Raw genomic sequence first — 20655 nt, 5'->3', positions numbered from 1 at the left:
GGAATCCTAATAAAAGGCTCAAATCCAACAATCTGCCAAAGTAGTGCTAATCCAAGGGAGCATATTCAACCCTAGAATGCACTACCGGACGCTGCGGTTTTCCAACAGGATTGTCTCCAGCACTGAGAAGCCCAAGTGTCACGACGCCTAATGTTTTTTTTCGATGGCAGCAGCAATGTAGCTGCTGGTGCAAAGGCCGTGATTCCTACAAACGTGTTTCGCTTAAATCGCGCGTTCACCTACGGGTTTTCGGGTATCCCCCAGATCACATTTTACTTTTCCGGCGTAGGCACGAGGCGCGACCGTCTGTCGGCAGCTACCGGCGCGGGATTCGATGAAATCGTTATCGAGGCGTACGTTAACTTAGCATCGAACTTTCTTAAAGGAGACGAAATCTATCTGTTTGGTTTTTCACGAGGTGCTGCGGCAGCACGAGCGCTGAGCGGTCTAATTTCGCACCCCGGCCTCCTGCCCGCTGACTTCCTCGACCGATTTCCTGAATTATGGAGGCATTTTACAAGCAAGAAGCTTAGCTCGCAGAACCGCGCAGATCTTTTCCAAAAATTTGAGTCGCAACTCCACGGGACGCGCCCCATTGTCCAGTTCTTGGGTGCCTTTGATACTGTTGCTGGATCAGACTGGGATCGAATGAATTTGTTCGGCAAGGTGAGATTCAACTCACTGACGTTAGATAACTCGGTCGAACGCGCGGTACAGATTCTTGCCATCGACGACGACCGCAACCCCTCTTTTTCACCATTGCTTTGGGATGGCAAGTCGCGGGACGACCAAGTCTTGGAACAAATTTGGATGCCCGGAGTCCACGCCGACATCGGAGGATGTTCTAACGATCGCTTTCTCGGGGATGTTGCCCTCCTGACCATGCTTGATCGAATTAGAAATCATTGCCCCAAGCTCGAAATTGACGACGAGCTGTTTGTACCAGCGCTCCTTAAGAGTTTGCGACGAGCCACGCACATCGAAATTACGAATGAACGTACTGGCCTTAGAAAGCTTCTTGCCCAAGCGCCCCGCTCCATTGGAGTACACGAAACTGAGTTTATCCACTCTATCTTTAATTCCTTGGCCGACCGCGAATTCACGATCAAGGGCACAAAACAACGGTACGACCCGACACACTACAATCGCAGGCTTGACGTCTTGCCCATGCACCTCGACGAAGAGCTATACCAATTGTGCAAGCTTTTGCTGCGAGAACAACCACCCGAACCCAGGAGGTAGTTTGATTGCAGATGTTGAACGCTTCATTGTGGGCATCGTCCACGACTTGCTCAAGTACTTTAGCGTCGCCCGTTTCTATTTTCCAAATGACCAACGATTGCCGAGCCCTTATCCGCAGCGGCGGTGAAGCCTAAGCGGTCGGAGACGGGACCCAATTAGTCACAGCTTTATAGAGTACTTTGGTCCTATCTGAATCGCGACCGACTCTCGCTGAACCTAGCTCCATGCTAGAATATGTGGCTGGACGCCGGGGCATCTGGTTCACCAGCTGGCTTCAATATATCGAATTCTTCGACGAGCCCATGTTGCCGCTTTCTCAGGACGGCCGGCCATCATTCCAGCTCAATAGTTTACAATGCGAGGATTACGCTCTACGGTTGCACAAGGGGGATAACCAATGCGCACAAGGTTGGGATTTATTTCAGCTTTTCCTATTGCGTTGGCGGGGTGTGGTTATATCCCGACTTTGCCGCCAGACACGGATCTTCCTATTCGGGAAATTCTGTTGAACGCGAGCTGCGAGCTCCAGGGATCTTTAAGATATCTCGACAACCCCCAATTCGCACGTTTCAAGGCGCGACAATGGCTTATCACAGTTGCGCTGTTGCCTAGAGTCGACACAGGCATCTCGGCCGGTGTCGCATTTTCCGGGAAGAACGGCAACCACACCTACGGAGTTGGGTCGGGTGGCGACGTCAAAGGTGCTCGTAGTAGCGGTGTCACTTATAATATGAAATCCCGGGAACTCATCTTCTCCAAAGCGCTTCCATGCGAAAATGCGGCTCCCACATTCAATGCTCTAAGCCAAAATCTCCGGGTCGGAGAATGGCTGATTAGGACCGCATCGGCGATGGACCTGAATCCCGTCGCAGAAATCGACAAGCCCACCTTCAATTCGCAGATAACGATCAAGTTCAGCGGTGATGGAAGCTATAGTTATCTTTTTCCCGTCGGCACCCCGTCCGCATCGGTCGCAGGCAGTTATAGTATCGACGAACAACTTCAAATTTCGCTTTTGCCATTGGATCCGCCTCCTGTGCACTACAGCGTCACGACGCTTCCCGTGAATGGCTTAAAGAGCTCAAGCACCGCTAACAGCGCGACGCTCACCAGCATGCAGCAAGCGCAGCGCCGCGGCGACACCATCCAATTGGACACAACGCTGCGAAATCTTCGGATTCTCCAATAAAATAGGCTCGATCGTGAAGTACATTCTGCTGCTTCTGTTCTTTACCACTCCTCCTGCTCCGCACTTGGACGCCCCAACGCGCAAGGCTAAGAGCGTATGGACATTCAAAAGCAGTACTTCCTTGGAATTCGATAATCGCAAAGCTTGCGAGACAAACGGACAGATCGTTATCGACGGGCTGGATGACGTCGATACCATGACCGCAACGGGCTGGTGTTTTTGCAAGGCAGAGCCTGGGACGGTTTGCACAGACGACAAGCAAGCGCTTACAAGCTCCAAAGAATTTAAGGGCTTTTCGACGATGAAGGTTCAGCCGAGAGCGAGCGAGGAAGCGGTCGAACCTGCGGTCAATCAGCTTCTACCTAGGTCGCTCAACGCGATTGCAAAACAAAGCCTGACTAGGAAGCCGCGTTAGTTGTGACTCAACGAAGCTCAAGATTTCTGCCAATTTTCCTGGAAAGGGAAGCGCTGTCCTACTTCGAATTACAAATGTGCTCGTTTCACACGGGGTCTAGGGCGGGCGTGATTACAGCCCAAGTATCAGACATACCGTAATCGATTCGAACCGGAGATCACGAAACTGACCGCTCTGGACGCCTCAGAGAAGGCTGAGGATATCGAATCCTCATCACCCAAAAAAATTCTCCGCCCAGACTTTCAAATCGATCATTGAACATCTTCTTCAGATTGTCCTCAGCGGATTTGGCCTGTTCGCCGCCAGGGAAGGGTCTGGAAATCAATGAGACCGTCCAACGAAACGCACACGCGGTCGGCAGATGCGCGTTGTGAGTTGCACAACGCTGCTTCGGCTCTTTGGCATGTCCCACTTTTACGATTACCTTGCCGATGGTCTCATGACTGCTTCGGCCAAGGAAACTAGCTACATCGCCGTCTAGCTTCAGAACGTAGAGGCGATTTTCACCATCCTCGATCGTGAAGGCTCGGTCGCCGAACGTTGGCGTTACACCCGCACTAGGCTGAAAGAACCTGCGTAGCTCCGCCTCACCTTGTGTCTCAGTCAACGGAAGCGGGGGTTCGCCGTACACATTGGCCGGCGTAACTGGCAACGCCAATGCTCGCTCAGCCTCGTCTTGGGTAAGCAACTCGCACCGGGAGGCAATCAAAACTGGATTGTGCGTCGCAAAGGTAGTGCGTGCGAGATTGTGGGCCTCAATCCTGCGATTTACTCGCCATGCTCGCTTGACAGGCACGGCGTATGTCCATCGGTCCTTCCAACCATTTTCGAGCTTTCTGTGCCGCTCTGCTTCCGACGAACGCTCAGAATCTACGATCGGTACGGGCTCAATCTCTAAAAATCCAAGCAACTGTCGACGCTGTTCCGGTCGCGTCTGGTCTTGATCAGCGCCGTAGATCAAAACCAGATCCCCGTCTTGGTATTCACGAATAAATCGGTCCCGGTTTCCCTCGTTGGTGAAACCAAGATAGCCGCCGTCCTCTGGACCGAAACCCCAGAAGGCGCGAAGCCACACTCGTCGCTCTGGTATTCTTGTTAGCTCGTCCGCCACGATGTCCCCCGGTAGTTTTGATCTCTCAGTGCTCGCAGTGTTCAATCGGCCGTGATAGCCATCCAGCACACGAGCCTTAATCCTGTTCCGTTATCGGTGGCAGTGGAGGCGGCGCCGTATAGCGCTCAAGACCCGTGGCCAATATCCACTCGATCAGCCTGAGACTTCGTCCCACGGCTGCTCCAGCTCGGTCGCGGAACTGTTCTCTCAACAAGCCTTCCTCGCGCCTGGGCCACGGAGCTTCCAAGATGTCGAGCGCCTTGTTCACTTTTTCCAAATCGGTATCGATTGGAGGGTGAGCTCGAATGAATCCAGCAACCTGTCTGTTCAGCAGACGAACCTGGGGCTGAAGATTAGCCGGATCTGCGAGCTCGTCCCACTCAGTCAAAATACTGGCACGTGCGGCATTCCAAAACGCAAACACGCCTTCGCCGAGTTCCGGTGGAACTTGCCGCGTGGTGTCCTCCGTGCAGTCAATAATGCGAAGACATGCTCCTGTTTCGCGAACAATCGCATCGACATCTTGCTGTGGCTGCCAATCATGGGTGGCAGGCACAAACCTGAGGAAGTTGCGCCGTCCCTCAGACAATTCAACTTCCGCGCAAAAGAGCACGCCTGAGGCACTCCCCTTTCGAAATCCGCTCCCCGCCCGCCCAGGCAGTCCAACGATCGCCTCGCGGTCAGCCTGCAGAGCCGCACGGAGCCTGTGCCGATATTCTTCACCAGTTTGAGCCGCTGAGGCAGTCCCGCCCTGCTCAAACAAGGTGGGGTCTTCTTGAGCAAGCTTTTCAATCTCGGAGCGGGTCTCTGAAAAGACCTGTTCTCCGGAATCCGCGCCGTGTACCGGTGACGTGCCAACACCGATACTCTTTGCCGCCTGCGTAAGTTTTCGAAGTATTCGCGCCTCCAGCGCAAGCAATTGGTCCAAGCGGTCGGCGGGAAAAACCGTGCGGAGAAATACGCGCGGGTGCGGGCTACCAATACGATCAATGCGTCCATGGCGCTGAACCAGGTCGCATCGGGTTCCAAGGTAAATCGTAGTTCAGGATATTGCGGCACTGCTGGAGATTCATTCCTTCTGCCAGCACGTCCGTAGTAATGAGCAAATCGAACAAATCCGCCTGACCAGGCGGAGGCTCACTGGACTCTGGTGCGAATCCCCATACCGCGTGATTGCGATCTGCATCTTCTCCTTCAAGTCCTCCACCGGCAACCGCGACGACTCTATTCCGATAACCAGCGAGGCGCGGATCTGTATCAACTCGTTTTGACCTGCCACTGAGTATTTCCTCCAGAAGGAGTTAGAGTCCGGCCCGAAGAAGGACGGACAGATGAAGCGAGCAAGGTTCACAGAAGAGCAGATTATCGCGGTGTTGAAGGAGCATGAGGCTGGAGCAAAGACGGCCGACCTGGCTCGCAAGCACGGGGTCTCGGAAGCAACGATCTACATTTGGAAGGCCAAATTCGGCGGCATGGACGTTTCAGAGGCGAAGCGGCTGAGGGCGCTGGAAGACGAGAACGCGAAGCTGAAGAAGCTTCTATCTTTTAAGCGAAAGGCTGGATACAAGACTTCCATGGATCAGGGCAGCAGTCCATATGGTCGGCGGCCCCGAAGCGCTCGACTCATTTCGAATGGCCGAGATAAGTTCTGGTGGCGCCCCCCTGAAGTTGAGCGCCGCACTAGCGGAACTTCTGGTTTTAGGCACGCTTACGGCTAACGAGCTGATCGAGGTCTCGCGGCAATCATTCAGTATCGATCAGTTCCGAGAACGTCTCGATCTCGATTTTGCGGCATTCAATGCGAGCCTCGCCGCGACTGGTGGCACACTTGACACCTACCCCGAACTGCATGCCTCGCAGGTGTTGAACTTTGTGATCGAGAATGAAATCTCGATCATTGATGCGTTACGCAACGCCGTCGCGCCGATCTTGACAGGCTTTGCTTCAGCTCACGACTACGCACGTTCAAAAGACGAGATCAGGAAGATCCCAGCCGATCCCGCCTGGCTGCCGGTTCATCGATTAGTCCCGGACGACCTGATCACCGACCAGGTCGCGAAGTGGTTGAGGGCGAAAGGCGCTCACCCTCTCGGTAGCAATGAATACGACCTCGAACCTGTGTCGCAAGTCCGTTCCGTAAACGTCATCGCCATTGCGAAGTTTTCGGCTTCGGCCGCGCCTATCGTCCGCACCTGGTGCGCAGCCCGCGGATTATCAGCGGCTTAACTCGTTAACGGCGGAATCCGGCCTTCGCAGCGTACTTGAGGCTGCTGGCGTCGTCGATTTTCGACGGCTGGACGATGCCGCTCTGTTGAGATGGTGCGACGTGCTCAAGCTTTGGCCTGGCGGAATGAAGCCAACGCTGGACCGTGAAGCTCTGGGAATAAAGGTCACGGACGTTGAAGCAGAGACCAAGAAGGCGCTCGAAGAGGCAGTGAGGGTGGCCACGAAGGCGCGTTCAGTGCTCTTCAATGGTCGCAACGTTGATCCCGTCGGCGCCAACTGGACGCTAATCTCAAGTGAGATCGAGACAAATCTTTCAAAGCAAATCAAGACGGCCACCCTTGGCAGGCTCGCCGATCTCGCCCCCGTCAACCAGGGAACTTCGAATCAATGGAACCGATCGGGCCCCCGGAAGGCATCTGGACAGCATACTTCGCAAATTCCGCAACCGAAGAAGGATATGATCGGCCGACTTGGCGAACTGGTTGTCTACCATTGGCTCAAGGAACGATTGCCGACTCAGGACATCGATAAGGCATGGGTGTCAGAGAATGGTTTTCGACAACTGGGCAAGCAGGGCACGGATAGTGCGGGCTATGACTTCGTGGTCGAATATCGCAGGCAAACTTGGCAGATCGAGGTAAAAGCTAGTCTGGGAGACCATCAACGTTTCGAGATGGGCGAAACGGAGGTAAGGGCGGCCAGGGATGCCGCCAAACCTAGGTCGACCATCCGCTGTTGCATCATCTATGTCGCGGATCCCCATGACCCTGCGAATACCCGCATCGACGTTCTGCCGAATCCGCTGAGTGCAGAAGCTGATGGAGTGCTGGACCTCCTAGGAGAGGGCGTGCGCTTCGGTTTCAAACGTCGGTAGCGAGCACCATCATTAGTTGGATTGGCTTTTCCCCGATGGAGGACAGATGGGGTGGAGTTCTACGGCCGGCATGCGAGTAACGTGCTACGAGGCCCTAGCCGGCAAGGTCTGCGCGGGCCTACTTCGACCAGTATGTGCGCGGCCTCGAATGCAAGTGCGTCCAGTGCGACGAAATCTGGTCGTCGACCTTTGATATAGCAGCGACCGAGGTGGACCTTGGCCTTCATGTGCCCGATCATAGTGGACGTCTTCTCTTCCGTTGACGGCGCCGAACACGCGATGCTTCCGGGACCGAGAAAGACGGGGTGCGGGGTTCTGTGCCTCGTGGCCTCGATATCGCTTATCGACATAACAAGCGCGTCCTAGCTTTGGTCAAACGCGGCCAATCTGCTGTCGTTCAAGTTGTTGTCCTTATAGAAGGACGCGAGTCTTTCCCGCACTGGCTCGCCGCGGCCAAGCCCCAGAAATCGGACGGCGTTGCCATAGAAAACCTGCGCCATTGCGTCGGCATTGAAGCCGCAGTCGTCGCGCAGGAATTTCGCAAGAGCCTCGGGATAACGATCATGCCGACTTTCGACGCCAAGCATGAGCCAATCGGTACCGAACAATAAATGCCGGACGTCCGGATCGAATGTCCGAACGAAGCGCCTCATCGTTTGGCTCAGTTGCCGGCGCTTCGCGGCATTCCCCTCCTCCAGCACTTCGGAGAAGTAACTCAAATCTGCGAACAGCGGCTTGTTGCGATCCTCCGCAATCGTGCGGCCGAATGTCCACTCCCAACTGCTTTCCGGCATTTTGGAATTTCGTGGCGCGCCTACTGAGACATAGGAGAAGCGGCCGAAATGAGCGAAGGCGAGCCGCAGCGACGGATATTTCCGCAGCGCCGGCAGCCAGTGCGCCGGATCAGCTCTCCGCGCATAGTCGGGGCCAGCTGCGTTGGATTCGGCGGTATGAGCGATGATCGACGCCGACAAATTCGTGCAAAGTGCAAAGAGATCATCCATCGCGCGGTTCAGGTCAGCGCTGACCCTCTGGTTCAACTTTTCGATGATCTCGCGTGGATATTGCTGTCCGCGGGCATTGCCGGTCGGCTTGAAACCCATCGGCGGATAAAGCTTTACGCCTAGGAAGCCGTGCTCAATGATCGCCCTTCGTACGATCTGAAGCGGCGCTGGTCCTGGCTCCGAGAAACGGCGGTGAAACACTTCGCGGAGTGGGTCATAGCACACATAGCCATGCACGGCCGGACCATCGGGCCGACGAGCGATCCGACCCATCACCTGAACTTGGTCCATCAGCGGCGAGGCCACCTCCTCGCCGAGCCATTTTGAGTAGTCGACCAGGGCCGGCGCCAACAGGATGGGTTCATAGCCTTGCCGTTTGTGATAGTCCGCGAGGTGATCCACCAACGCATGACGGTACATAGTGAACAGCGTGAACCAGCGCAAATATACGCCTACGTCGAAATTCGAATTGAAGGCGTTTCGGGCCGCGGCCTGCGTATCAGTCGAAGCTGCCGAGAAATCCTCGTGGCGCACGCCGCCTGCTCGCAATACAGCCCCCTTCAGGGCCGCGGCCCCGGCAGCCGATCCCGGCTGTCGCGCTAGAGAAGACGGGGAAGGCGGGGGCTCACGCAGAAATTCAGCAACGCGCTCAATCGTGATCGCACTCGCAGCGTTGAAATCTCGCGCCGCATTGTCCGCCAACCCCAAGCCGTCAAGCAACGCGATTTCGGTTCGGGCGTCCGGGGCACGACCACTGGTGATCCGGATGAAAAGTTCGATGAGCCAATCGAGCACGTCGTTGTTGCCCAGCGCGAGCACGTTTTCTGTCCCCTGTTCTGGGTGCTTGTGCAGGAAAACGATCTTCAGAAACCGCCGGGCGGGAAGGTCCGTTGAGTTGAAGACATGCGCGTGGATATCGATCAGCCGACGTGTCGCCGCCGAATTCGAAGCGACCTGCGAAAGCGCCGGCCGGCCGACCCAAGCGGCCGCCGGCAGCAACGAAAGTAATTGCACAAAGTCCCGGCGCCGCATGCCTCCCCCAAAGTTCGCAAGTTCCCGAGGTGGTCTATTCAACTGGTTATCGTTCTAAAATACAACTTTCATTTGTGTTTGTCTGATGTACAATGGAAATGTGCCGGACCTTTGATTACGCTGTCCGAAGCTCATCGTCGGATCGCGTGAAGAGCGTCCGGATCGCATTGCAACGACGAATTTATACCATCAAGCAATTAGAGGCTCGTTATGAGAGCATTATCGATTTGCGCGCTTATGGCCGTTACGTGGTCGTTTGCGCTCACAACATCCGGCATTGCACAAAGCGAGTCGGAACAACAGCGTCATATCTATCAAGCCGCTGTGACCGATCCGAGCAATAAAGCGAAGGTCGACGCTTTAGTAGCCACGCTGATCGAGGTCCCGCCAGGGTCGGGAAGGTACCTGGTCGAAGGGGACATATTGCTGTCTCGCAGCGAACTCGAAACCTATCTGAAGGGGCTGCGGACGCCGCAGGCCAACCAGGTCAGTTCGGATGAGCTGATCGTCAATGTGTTTGGCGGCCGATTGGACTATCTCGCAGCGCCGGCGCGGCGGCGGATGACCTATCACGTCCAAGCTAATACATTTCCAAGCGTTGCTGCAGCGCGTACCGCCGAGGAGAATTTCCGAAAAGCGGCTGTCGAATGGCAGGAAGCGTGCCCCGAATGCGCGATCTCCTTTGTCGAACTGAGCCAAGCCGAGGTCAGCTCCGGCAATGTGCCTACCTTTGTCGTAAAATATGAAAACGTCGCCGGCGGACCGATAGCCCGCGCGTTTTTCCCGAGTTCGCCCAACGATGACCGGCAAGTGGTCATTTTTCCTGGCTATTTCGATCCCGCGATGGGCTTTGACCCTGTGGGCGTATTGCGCCACGAAATAGGGCACATTCTCGGCTATCGGCACGAGCACATCCGTAACATCCCCGGCTGCTTTACGGAGGGCAACAGCTACAAGCCGCTGACGCCCTACACGCCAAATTCCGTCATGCATTACTTTTGCGGCGGCGCCGGAAGCCTTGACCTAACTATCCGCGATTCGGACAAGCGCGGTCATCGCTGCCTCTACCTGACCGGCGCACCATGTCCACAGACTGTCGCCCGACAATAGTCGACCAAACTGGAGGGTAGGGTCATGCGGCTTCGTAAGTTGTTACTCGGCATTCTGGCCGCTGCTATGGCATGCCTATCTGAACCGATATTCAGCGCCGGCGCAGTAGCTGCCGACGAGATGGCATCCTATCGCATAGAGTTCCTTGGCAATGATCCACCGAACGACTGGGCGCGGCTCGCCACGGCCCTGATAGAGCGCAACTTGGTGCCGATCAAGACGGCAGAAATTGATCAGAAAGTCGGCCCCTGCGGAACGATGTTAGGTCTACTTGGCTTTCGCACCGCGCGCCTTGGCTGCACTTCAAGCATGGAAGGCTTGTTGTTAAAGCTCAATGCCAAATCCCCGGCAGTCGAAAAAACAGATGCAACGTCACTCCCAAGTCGGACGGCAACACAATTCGCTTATCCGGACCTGCCGATCGAGGAGATGACTTATTCGCAGTCGTTCGATCGCATGCATGCGACCGAAGAGGATCGCTACAACAAGGCCGTGAGCAGCAGAAAGACCTTCGCCGCCGATGAAATCAACCGAGGCGCGCAGACACAGGTGGTTTTCCGCGGATTCCGGACCAAAGTTGCCATCCCTGATCGGGAGGAAAACGACGCTTTCCTGAGGTCGCTGCAGCGCTACGACCAAGCGATTGGCCGGCGGAGCGTGCGCGTGGTACCGCTGGGCGGTGGTCCTGCGCTGAAATCCTTCAATTCGGCTAGCCCCGACGGCTGGTTTAGCGACTGCCGCCAGAAAATATCTGCCGTAACACCAAAACCGCACTATGCATCTTTACTCGGGCTGTCGGTAATGCCGGCCTGTGCGATGAAATGCGCCGGGGACAATTGTCCGGAGATCGTGTTGGTCGACGGTAAGGCCGCGCCACACCCGCATATTGTCGGCTCCATCCCGGATCCGGAGCCACCCGTCATCAACGCTGCTGGTGCGCCACAAGATGAATTTGCCAAACTTTGCCCCTGGGTCGCGTACAATAAAACTGAGCATCACGGAACGCATCTTGCCGGAATCATATTCAGCGCCAACCAGCCCGACAGCTTTGTCGGGTTAGCGCCAGCGGCGAGGCTTGATACGCGCGCGTTCGATAAGATGACTGAGTGGCAACTTGGCGATGTAGTCGCTGAAAAGGCCTATGATGGCTTACGTTTGTTCGTTTTCGCGAGCAACTTCCTCAACGGCAATACGGTGGACCCATTGCCAGACCTCGACGAGCGGCTGCGCAAGCCGTTCTTTATCGAGGACATCAGGGACGGAGAAAAGCTTTGGGTTGTTGCAGCAGGCAACAGCACAATTAACATCCAGCCGAACAGTCGGTTGTCGCCGATGAACATCGGAGATCTAAGGAACGTGCTGGTGGTAACCGCTTGCGAAGACTGCTTCACACGCAATGCGAAAGTTGCCGATTGGGCCAACTATTCGACCGCAGGCCTGGTCGCACTCGCTGCGCCGGGAGGCACCCTTGCTACGGGCATACCATCTACGGCTTCCAGTTCCCAGTATGCTGTGACCTATGGCACCTCGCAGGCTGCGGCGATCGTGGGCGGTCTTGCAGGTGCGATGATGACCTGCTTCCCCGACCGTTATCGTAACACCCGCGAGCTCAAGGTCCGCCTTCAGTCCGCCGTGCACCCCCCTGCCAGCTCCGCGCTGGCGCGCAAGGTCTCCACCGGTGTCGTCAACGCCGACAAAGCCCTAAAAGATCCTGGTATTCATCATGTCCAAGTCAAGTCCGAAGCCGTCAAGCGCGTTAAGGGCCTGCAATGGTGCCGCGACAAGATCGAGTTTATCGACCCGGTGTCGCGTCGGCCGCTGGAGGGCGGAGGAATCGATCCACGCCGCATACGGCACTTGGTGCGCGACGAAATTCCCGACACGGGCCCCGTCTGGTACGCCTTTTATGAGCCGGTCAATCGCGCGAATGCGATCGTGAAACGGTACGGACCGGGTCTGCTCGTCGGAACTCAGCCGCTGCTTCGCGTTAGATACGAGGAAGGCGCCTTGCTGTCCGAGCCTATATCGATCAACGACGTGGAATTCATACTGTCAGGTTTCGAGGGATCGAACCAAGTGCTTCCCTCGGGCCGATGTTAATGTGCAAGCGCTTGGTAGTCTCGGCTTTCCTTTCCGTTACAGTTTGCAATACGGTTTTTGCAACCCCTTGCGAAACACAAGCAACAATTGCAACCGAATTCGGCCGCTTCATTCCGTGGCAGCGCATCATCAAGGTTGGCGAAAGCAAGCGGCTTGAGAGCGACGATCAGCTGAGATACGTCAGGATTCACTTGCGCAGCATCGCGTCATCGGATGACGCATGGTCGCTGACGATTCGCGACCTAGCCGGCAGACCACTGCAGACGTTTTCGTCCAAACATTTGAAGCCAGGCCTGTCGCAATGGACCGATCGTTTTGCTGCCAACTCCGTCACCCTCGATGTAGTCGGAGCCGTTTCGCAGGTGCCCGTCATTGAAACACTGCAATATGTCGCCGTGCCGAAGGACGCCAAACGGCCCTACTATTCGAAGCAAGACGCGGTGCCGGCCTGGCACGACCTGCATTGTTGCAACACACCGGCGGACCGCCGGCGTGTCGGCGAGTCGGTTGGCATGTTGATCGCAACCGAAGGCAATTCGATCGATGGCGTTTCTCTTTGGACCTGTTCTGGTTTCGTCGTCGCCAGCGATCCGCATGTGTTGTTTGTAACCAACCATCATTGTGGCGGGACTGTTGGCGATACCGCCGATCGCTGGTCGAAGGAGGTATGCAACAATGCGTCGGTTGATTTTTCCTGGGATGGCGACGCGGTGGGTCGCGAGTACAAGTGCAAAGAGGTTGAGGTCCAGGCTCCTAACGACGATCTGGTTATCCTGCGGTTGGAAGCTACCAGAGCGGAAGCGCCGCCGCCGCCGCTCGCCCTTCGTTCAACGCGGGCCGGCGATGTACCGGTGCGGATAATTCATCACCCAGCGGCCGAGGCGAAGAAAGTGTCCAGCAACCTTTGTCAGGCGCTCAGCACGTCCGTCGGCCAGGTTGCCACCGTGAAAGCTTCCCGAGATTTTGCGCATCGGTGCGATACCGAAGCGGGCAGTTCGGGCGCGCCGGTGCTCGACGCTGACAACGTTGTTGTCGGTGTACATCATACCGGATTTGAAAAGACCGATCCGCAATCCTGCGACATGTTGAACAAGGCGGTTCATACGGACAGGCTAGTAGCCATCCTGAAGGCAAATCCGCAGCTCACTGGTTACAAACCTCTCCCGTAGCAAAGTAAGAGTGTCCGCATTTTGGAAGGTTTCGTATCAACGAGGAGGCTAGCCGATGGTAGGCCGTGTTGAATCGATCGCGGCAGCTTTTCTCGCGCTTTCGATAGCACCCGTGGGAGCGACATGCCTCGAAGAAGCAGCCCTTTTCGCAACCCGCGTTTGTGGAGAACTGGCTAGCAGGGGTCGAGCGACTCTTGTGACTGGAACGGGCGAGCTAAACGCTGAAGCAAAGGGCATAATAAGCCGCATACTTGGCTCGGCAGGCGGAGAGTTCAAAGCGGGAGCAGAGTTGTCGACGTATGAGGGCCTAGTAAGAGAGCAATTGGGGGCCAGACAGAATTGATGCTCGCCAATGCAGCATCCGAATGGCTGAGGCGGGAATGAAGCAGGCGTGCACCAAACCCGTGACATTCAAAAATCTGCCGCCACTCCGATTTTGGACAAGCTGGTTGGGCGCGCGAAGAAGTGGTCAACGGAAGTACGGGTGGCGCGGCGGTGGTTACAATCAAGAATCTTATTGTGGCGATCTGACTGCTGCTTCCGTTGCTGCTCGACGCCTTGGCGGGACAGCGTATAGCATTTCGCGCATTGGAAACTCTGAAGAAGGGCGATGGGCGGGCGGCTTGCAGCGGCGTCGTGAGTACAATTATCATTGTTCAATTAAGATCTCATGGGATCCCATTTACAATGAAAGAAGGGACGAAAGGTGCGGAGTGATAAACTAGTTTGGCCACATCGCTGAGCTGGATTATCTGCTTTCCGCCCTTCTCGGCCACAGAGTCTCCGTGGATGCCGACCGGCAAAAAGGCGAAGAGTGTGTTCGGATGGACGAGAAGACGGTCCATCGACCTTCTGCGCAGCTGCGAGCTCCCGCAGCCAAGCCCCCGGCGAATTCAGGCAGTCTCATCAAGCGCCCTCTGCCATGCCTTCACCTCGTCCTCGAACCAGGCGATGCGGCGGGGCGCGATCTCGCGAGCACGCGGAAACCGACCTTCCGACACCTCTTGATCGAGCGCCGACTTGTGAAAGGGACATTGTCGAGCACTTGCTGGTGCTTTTGCAGGGGACGCAGCCCGCCTTCTCTCTCTTTTTCGTTGGCTCACTCCGCAGATAAACTTTCGTCGAAGAATATCCGGCCACGCATTGGCTTGACATCTGTAGTCAAGCCAATGCGTTTGCAGTTGACCAATCAGCCTGATCGCCACCGAGGCCTGGCTCAGGTATACTCCGACACAGTGTCGTGGATCCGCCAGTTCATCGACTCTTCGAAGCGACGCTGTACCAATGTTTTGCAAGCGTCCGGATCGCGGCTGTTCCGGTTGATGTTGATGGAAACCGGACCACCCACACTACCTCGCTGCAAGTCCTAGGCTTGCGTCGTAGGAGGCCGTCCGCGCGACGCGCCTCGATCTGAACGAACTCAGTGATGCCCCCGCAAATGTCAGCCTTTCTTTTTGCGGAGGTTTTTTTGCCATTCGATTACCTCGTCTAAGAAGAAGCCCACCCGCATGGGCGATAGTTCGTGCGATTGAGGGAACCTGCGGTCTCTGACCTTTCTGTGTAGAGTCGCATGGCTGACGGGCACCAGTTTCAGGACCTCTCGGATGGGGATCATCTGTCTCAGGCCGTTTGTGCCGTCATGTTCTTGAAGTTCAGGCATCACATAGCTCCATCGTACCGAATCGGGATCAAACTAAAATAGCAGCGACGTGCTTGCGTCTCCATTTGTAGTGACGCAATTTCGTTTGCAGTCACGCAAATTAGAGGGCCTGGCGCATGCCAGGCACTCTGTTTAAGTGTACTCAGATGCTGTGTCGTGGGTCCGCCAGTTCATCGACTCATCGATGCGACGCTGAACCAGCGTTGCCAGCGCTTCCGGATCATGGCTATTGCCGTTGATGTGGATCGAAAAAGACAATAGGATCCCCGGCGCCGCCCGCTTTGCCCTGATCCTATTCGCTGAACAGATTGAACCAAGACTTTCCCGTTTTCGGCGATGCCGTGAACTTGAAAGATCGACTTGGCCAAATCCAAACCCACCGTGATAATCTTCTCCATGGAACGGGCCGGCCTCTACATGCTGGGCGAGATGCAGGAGTCGCTGACAAAAAAGTTCGCCAAGAAGCGCGGCAACCAGGGTGGCGCACGCCGTGATCTGGAGAACCTACGAGCCGCCATCAATCACCACGCCGACCAAAACCTGCATCACGCGGTCATCAAGGTGAAGCTTCCGCCCAAAGGTGCGCCACGAGATCGATGGCTCGATCGGAGCGAAGCTGCTCGTCTGCTTTGGGCCTGTTGGCGGCACCGGGAGGTGCAGACAATTCATCGCGGTCGCAACAAAGGCGAAAAGATACAAACGGCCAAGTACACCCTTCGCCACGTGGCCCGATTTATCCTGATAGGCCTCTATACCGGCACCCGCGCTGCCGCCATTGCAGCAGCCTCTCCGCGGCGCGAGCACGGTCGGGCATTCGTCGATCTGAACGCCGGGATCTTCTACAGGCTCAAGATCGGTAAGCGCGCCACGATCAAGCGGCAGCCGCCGGCTCCTCTTCCGCCGCGACTCCTTGCACACATGCGGCGCTGGGAGCGGAAGAAGATCATTGCCAACTGCTTCGTCGAGTGGCACGGCCAACCGGTCAAGTCGGTGAAGAACGCCTTCGCGCGCGCTGTAGAGGTTGCCAAGCTCGACGTGACAGACGGCAACGTGACGCCGCACACGCTGCGCCACACCGCGGCAACATGGCTCATGCAGCGCGGTGCTGATCCCTGGGAGGCGGCGGGATTCCTCGGCATGTCAGTGAAGGTTCTGATCGACACCTATGGCCACCATCATCCGGACTACATGCGCGGCGCAGCCTTCGCGATCACGCAGAAGAGCCGGGTGGAGTCCACGAGGAAGGTGCGTACGGCTTCTGTTCGAAAAGCCAGCTAGGTGGACCAATGGTGGACCGGTTGACCGTGAACAAACGCAGATTTTCGTGAATCGCCGTTACAAAGAACGATGAAACATCATGTACTTAGTGTTCGACCCGTGCGCTCATAACGGTCTGGTTGCAGGTTCGAGTCCTGCCGGGCCCACCAGCGCGCTATTTCGGTGTCGGTCCACTTTAAGAACGACTCGCTCGGGCTATAAGAGCGATTCGATTCCGGGCTTTAAGAACGACTCGATTTTGTAAATCGGTGCCCGATCAGGGGAAATCGGCGGCCGGGCTCGAAGGTGAACATTAACGCCGCAAAAATTTCGCCGTGAACAGGATAATGGGTTTTGCGCTGATCGCAAGCGGCCAGCAGCCGCTGGCTGTCGTGGTGCTGGTGCTGCTGCTGATGCCGCCGGTGATCATGCCCGGGCGGATGATGATCGACATGTCCATCATCATGCTGGTCGTGGTGGTCCCGCCGATGATCGGCGCCGGCGCCGATGAGGTCGGCGATGATCGCGTGCATCTTGCTGGGGCGATGATCGCCGGCCCGCCGTCGTGTACCGATTGTTAGCCCTAGCCCTCGTCCAAGCTTCCCAAGAACTGGTCTAGTGTCCGGTCGTCCGTCTCGGCTTGCGCGCGTTGGACGTCGCGGTCCAATTGGTAGACCAAGTCAGCCAGATCCCCGTCATTCAGCGAGGACGAGATCGAACGCCTCGCCTTCGATCACCAGAAGCGGGACGCCTTCATCACCGTAGTGCCTCAGCGCTTCCGCGGTCTGCTTCGGCAGCCACCCTTCGTAGTCCGAAAGCGGGACACGGAAAGAGCCATCATATTTCCGGAGCGTCAGGCGCCTGCTCATCAAGCCCTGGTACTCTCGGTCTCGTTGAGCTCGAGACCGGGCCTGACGGGCTCTTTCGTAGATGGCGCGCTTGACCTCGCGAAGCGCGTCCAGTTCGCCCGCCGCCGCGTTGCTGGCGAACGCGAGTTCTCCATCCGCGGTCCTGGCCAGAAAACCCCGCTTCTCCGAAAGGCGTCCCTTGTAGCCTTTCTTGATGGCGCAAGCCTGCCAGACGTCGACGGCAGTACGCGACGACAAACCGCGGAGAACCTGCGACGACACCTTCTTCAGACTCAGCGGATGGTAGGCCAGAACGGAATGCAGCCCGGCGTCGTGGACGTCGGTCGACCAGTTTCGATGGACCCGCAGAACGCTTCGGTTGAACATCACGCAAGCGTCTTGATGGTCGTCGACGATCTGCACTACCCATTGCGGGGCTCGGGCCGGCATCACCTGCCTCACTAGCGCCGCAAGCCGTTCGTCCGCCAGCACCGGCATCGGAAATCCTCCTCGTTCCTTGCCGATTTGCTCTCGGCTTGCCTACCAGAACTTTAAGGCGGAACGCCGCCGGCGATCCCGACGCGACGCTGTTCGATTCTTCCTCAACGAATCCTTCGAAATTTGTCGAAGCCGCCGTTTTCGAAGGCAACGCATTCTTTCCGATGAAGCGAAGCCGTCGTCGCCTGTCCTCGCGACCTTTCAAATCGTAACGATCAGTGGCGGCCCTCGTTCATCTGCGCTGACCGACCATCGAAGCACACGCGGATCTTCTCCCGCGCACGAAGAAACTCAGCGAGGGCGATGCGCCTGTTGGGCGCGTCGAGAAAGGAAGTGCGACGTGTCCTCCGTACGATCGGGCGCTTGCAGGCGGAACCTGCCTTATCGGGACTGCGATGTAGTCGTCTCCGGGAGCGATGATCCGTCCACCCCGGACACTCTCAGTTGCATCGACGCCAATACTGGCACGTTCGTCGGCATCGCAAGGATAGCAGATCATCGAGAGGATCGTCCGATCACGGACGAGGAGGTCGCGCGCATGATCGGGGGAACGTACCGGTTGGCGTCGATCGCTGTGGACCTGGAAATGGACCTGCTCACCCGGCGGACGCGACGCGTGTCAGACAAGCTGAGACTTCGCCGCCGGCTATGGCGTCGGCGGTACCGCCCCCTGACCTGGAGAGATGAGGTGGAGGACCCAGGGGACGCTCGCTCGCGGTCGCTTCAGTACGGCCCCCGCATTTAACGAGAGATCACGGGCCCTTCGGGCCAAGCGAGACCTCGTCGAGATCGGCCTCGTCCGCATCGACCTCGGCGAGGATGGGCTCTTCGCCGAACGGACGGTTGATGATGGCGAGAGCTTCGGGAGCGGCGTAGATCCGGTTTCGCGCGTATCCGGTCCTCTCCTGCAGAATGCCGGCTTCCTGTAATTGCGCGATGGCCTGATTTACTTGCGCGGGCGACACATCGAGCAGTTGTCCGAGGCGCTTCGCCGTCACAACCGGGTAGTTGTGAAGTTCGTCCAGGGCGCGGATGGCAGCAGATCCCTTTCGGAATTTTCGGCGCTCCCTCCAGCGCCCCGACAAATCCGACAGTGCCGTCCGGGTGCGGATGAGCTCTTCGACGGTACCTGTGACGGCGTCGGCCATGAAGGTGATGATCGGCTCCCAGTCGAGCCGCTGTTGAGCGTCCTTGAGAGAAGCGTAGTACGTGCCCTTCTTGCTTTCGATGTAAGGCGAAAGGTACAAAGGCACGTGCTTCTCTGCCGCCATCATGAGCGGAAGCAGAAGGCGACCGACGCGTCCATTGCCATCGCGGAACGGGTGTACCGCCTCGAAATGGGTGTGCGCGATCGCCATGCGCGTGATGAACCCTTGCGTCATCTGCTGCATGCCTTCGTTCCGCAGGTAGTCGACCGTCTGGGCAAGGCAGTCGGGCACGTCATCGGGGGGCGGAGGATTCAGGCTGGAATATGCGATGTCTTTGTTTCCGCCGATCCACACGACGCGCGTACGGAGATCGCCGGGAACGTCCTGATAGTCGGGGTCGTCCTTCATCACGGCGCGATGGAGGTCCTTGATCAGGTCCATGGTGAAGACGCTATAGCCGGCCTTGGCGGCTCTAGGGATGAATCCGTCCAAGGCAACGGCGTAGTTGCGGACTTGACGCGCTTCGTCCCGGGCGCCGTCGTCGCCCGTCTCTTCGACGGAAAGCAGTTCGTCGAGAGTGCTCTGGGTACCTTCGATCGAGGAGGAACTGACTGCCTCTCGTCTGGTCAGGACCCGGCTGACGATGTAGGGGTCCTTCATCTGGGCGGCGATGGCGTCGACCTTGCCGAAGGAGGCTTGGGCGGCTTCCAAGGCTTTCACCGCCCCGCCCACGAACACGCCGTCCTCCGGGGGTGCCGGCGGGACGATCCCGTAATGAGAATCGTAGGGCGGCGGAAGCCGCTTCAGGGTCTCGCGGATCGTATGGCTGAGATCGCTGCGCTTCATAGGAACCCAGAATAAGACGTCGTTTTCCTGTTTTATATTTTGGGTTTCGGTAAAAAGCCATAACAGGGTGAGATCGCGGGGCAGCTTATTTTGGCTTTTTGGGTCTCACGCCTCCGTTCTTTAAGTTCCCATTAACCAAGCCATGACCCTCAAATGGGTACTCGGAAACGGGAATTAGGCCGCCAAACCGCGCCAACCGCGGTCCGTTTGAGGAGATTCGTGAGAAGATTCTCGCTGCCTCCACCCGTTCAGGCGGCTGGGTCGGTGCGGCTATGGTCGCCGCTTCGTCGGCAAAAACGGGCTGCTGGCCATCTTTGCGGCACATAGCACTCGACGGCATGGTTCGGGCATCCGGAGCGCCCCCAAGCTGGCGGATTGACGATCCGAGCAGCCGGGACGCTTGGATACCACCTGGAATCGACGCCGACGAGTGATGGGGCGCTTACCGCCCGGTTTTCCGTGCTCTCGACGGAGCGAAGCGCCGACCGTTCCAAGCGAACGACCTGACACCCGCGGCATCGACGACCTCGATGCCCGCCGTCCCGCCCTCCTTCGTCAATTTCATGTCACGTGCGTAGACGCTGAAGACGAGCCACTGGCGTCTGCCGTCGTCTGCGAAGACCTCGTGGAGGCAGCCGCTCGGGCGGCACACCAGAGACGGCCTGGCGCAGGCGAAGTCTTCGAAGTGCTGTGCCCTAAAGCGCAGTCCCGACGCTTCGATGAATACCAAGAAATAGTGTGACCGGGCCGGCGCATTGCCGCAGGCCTCGACGTGCCCCGCGACATGGCGGCGGATATCCTTGGGCAGTCCCTCGATGTGTTCGGGTGCCCAGGGGCGCTCGGCGGCCATGCTGCCGCGGGAGTTGGCCTGGCCTGTCATCGTCGTTGAGAGCAAGGACAGATTTCGCAAAGATCGCGGCCGGCGC

General features: G+C 57.3%; 17 protein-coding genes and 2 pseudogenes. 11 read left to right on the top strand and 8 right to left on the bottom strand.

Features of this window, described 5'->3' with window-relative positions; translation table 11 throughout:
• The first annotated feature begins 150 nt into the window (after nt 1–150).
• From IVA78_RS11440 to IVA78_RS11430, 3 genes are all read left to right on the top strand, one after another.
• Nucleotides 151–1242 (top strand): DUF2235 domain-containing protein, encoded by a 1092-nt coding sequence (locus tag IVA78_RS11440; RefSeq protein ID WP_247465313.1) that lies wholly within the window; start codon nt 151–153, stop codon nt 1240–1242.
• Nucleotides 1243–1639: 397 nt separating this feature from the next.
• Nucleotides 1640–2431, top strand: coding sequence for a hypothetical protein (locus tag IVA78_RS11435; RefSeq protein WP_247459735.1), 792 nt, complete (start codon nt 1640–1642; stop codon nt 2429–2431).
• A 13-nt stretch (nt 2432–2444) separates the two neighbouring features.
• Nucleotides 2445–2846 carry a hypothetical protein gene (locus IVA78_RS11430; RefSeq protein WP_247459737.1) on the top strand — a complete coding sequence of 134 codons (402 nt, stop codon included), beginning with the start codon at nt 2445–2447 and terminating at the stop codon, nt 2844–2846.
• A gap of 157 nt (nt 2847–3003) precedes the next feature.
• Here IVA78_RS11430 and IVA78_RS11425 read toward each other — a convergent pair whose 3' ends face one another.
• The 3 genes from IVA78_RS11425 to IVA78_RS11415 all read right to left on the bottom strand — a co-directional run bounded on the left by IVA78_RS11425 (nt 3004) and on the right by IVA78_RS11415 (nt 5030).
• Nucleotides 3004–3921 carry a hypothetical protein gene (locus tag IVA78_RS11425; protein ID WP_247459739.1) on the bottom strand — a complete coding sequence of 306 codons (918 nt, stop codon included), beginning with the start codon at nt 3919–3921 and terminating at the stop codon, nt 3004–3006.
• Between the two features lie 112 nt (nt 3922–4033).
• The gene (locus tag IVA78_RS11420; RefSeq protein ID WP_247465306.1) at nt 4034–4885 is read right to left on the bottom strand and encodes a hypothetical protein; all 852 of its coding nucleotides are present in this window, start codon (nt 4883–4885) and stop codon (nt 4034–4036) included.
• 58 nt (nt 4886–4943) lie between these two features.
• Nucleotides 4944–5030: a hypothetical protein gene (locus IVA78_RS11415; RefSeq protein WP_247459770.1), complete on the bottom strand. Its 87-nt coding sequence runs from the start codon at nt 5028–5030 to the stop codon at nt 4944–4946.
• 258 nt (nt 5031–5288) lie between these two features.
• Here IVA78_RS11415 and IVA78_RS11410 point away from each other — a divergent pair.
• From IVA78_RS11410 to IVA78_RS11400, 3 genes and pseudogenes are all read left to right on the top strand, one after another.
• Nucleotides 5289–5498 (top strand): annotated as a pseudogene (locus tag IVA78_RS11410) (transposase); the annotation flags it as partial.
• Nucleotides 5499–5553: 55 nt separating this feature from the next.
• Nucleotides 5554–6183, top strand: a complete 630-nt coding sequence (locus IVA78_RS11405) for a hypothetical protein (RefSeq protein WP_247459771.1) — start codon at nt 5554–5556, stop codon at nt 6181–6183.
• A gap of 124 nt (nt 6184–6307) precedes the next feature.
• Nucleotides 6308–7057 carry a DUF3883 domain-containing protein gene (locus IVA78_RS11400; protein ID WP_247465302.1) on the top strand — a complete coding sequence of 250 codons (750 nt, stop codon included), beginning with the start codon at nt 6308–6310 and terminating at the stop codon, nt 7055–7057.
• Nucleotides 7058–7419: 362 nt separating this feature from the next.
• On the opposite strand, the gene IVA78_RS11395 is transcribed toward IVA78_RS11400, so the two are convergent.
• Complete coding sequence (locus IVA78_RS11395; protein WP_247459744.1) at nt 7420–9093, bottom strand: amidohydrolase family protein; 1674 nt, start codon at nt 9091–9093, stop codon at nt 7420–7422.
• 210 nt (nt 9094–9303) lie between these two features.
• Between IVA78_RS11395 and IVA78_RS11390 the strand changes: the two genes are divergently transcribed.
• Genes IVA78_RS11390 through IVA78_RS11380 form a run of 3 tightly spaced genes read left to right on the top strand, consistent with a single transcriptional unit; the run spans nt 9304 to nt 13472 of the window.
• The gene (locus tag IVA78_RS11390) at nt 9304–10203 is read left to right on the top strand and encodes a hypothetical protein (protein ID WP_247459746.1); all 900 of its coding nucleotides are present in this window, start codon (nt 9304–9306) and stop codon (nt 10201–10203) included.
• Nucleotides 10204–10227: 24 nt separating this feature from the next.
• Nucleotides 10228–12303, top strand: coding sequence for a S8/S53 family peptidase (locus tag IVA78_RS11385; RefSeq protein WP_247459749.1), 2076 nt, complete (start codon nt 10228–10230; stop codon nt 12301–12303).
• Entirely contained in the window at nt 12303–13472 is a 1170-nt protein-coding gene (locus tag IVA78_RS11380; RefSeq protein WP_247459751.1) for a serine protease, read from the top strand. The genes IVA78_RS11385 and IVA78_RS11380 overlap by 1 nt, the downstream gene beginning before the upstream one ends.
• A 1956-nt stretch (nt 13473–15428) precedes the next feature.
• On the opposite strand, the pseudogene IVA78_RS11375 reads toward IVA78_RS11380, so the two are convergent.
• Nucleotides 15429–15530, bottom strand: a pseudogene (locus tag IVA78_RS11375) (IS110 family transposase); the annotation flags it as partial.
• On the opposite strand from IVA78_RS11375, the gene IVA78_RS11370 reads away from it, so the two are divergent.
• Nucleotides 15493–16410 carry a tyrosine-type recombinase/integrase gene (locus tag IVA78_RS11370; RefSeq protein ID WP_346015536.1) on the top strand — a complete coding sequence of 306 codons (918 nt, stop codon included), beginning with the start codon at nt 15493–15495 and terminating at the stop codon, nt 16408–16410. The pseudogene IVA78_RS11375 and the gene IVA78_RS11370 sit on opposite strands and share 38 nt — an antisense overlap.
• 314 nt (nt 16411–16724) lie before the next feature.
• A complete protein-coding gene (locus tag IVA78_RS11365) occupies nt 16725–16970 on the top strand; it encodes a hypothetical protein (protein WP_247459754.1) in 246 nt (81 codons plus the stop codon).
• Nucleotides 16971–17084: 114 nt separating this feature from the next.
• On the opposite strand, the gene IVA78_RS11360 is transcribed toward IVA78_RS11365, so the two are convergent.
• The 3 genes from IVA78_RS11360 to IVA78_RS11350 form a co-directional block, all read right to left on the bottom strand.
• Nucleotides 17085–17735, bottom strand: a complete 651-nt coding sequence (locus tag IVA78_RS11360) for a hypothetical protein (RefSeq protein ID WP_247459755.1) — start codon at nt 17733–17735, stop codon at nt 17085–17087.
• 752 nt (nt 17736–18487) lie between these two features.
• Nucleotides 18488–19729, bottom strand: coding sequence for a Fic/DOC family N-terminal domain-containing protein (locus IVA78_RS11355; RefSeq protein WP_247418854.1), 1242 nt, complete (start codon nt 19727–19729; stop codon nt 18488–18490).
• Nucleotides 19730–20171: 442 nt separating this feature from the next.
• Nucleotides 20172–20624 (bottom strand): hypothetical protein, encoded by a 453-nt coding sequence (locus IVA78_RS11350; protein WP_247465300.1) that lies wholly within the window; start codon nt 20622–20624, stop codon nt 20172–20174.
• Nucleotides 20625–20655: the final 31 nt, after the last annotated feature.

Source organism: Bradyrhizobium sp. 137 (genome assembly GCF_023074095.1).
Taxonomy (GTDB): domain Bacteria; phylum Pseudomonadota; class Alphaproteobacteria; order Rhizobiales; family Xanthobacteraceae; genus Bradyrhizobium.
This window is presented reverse-complemented; position numbering and strand designations above follow the sequence as displayed.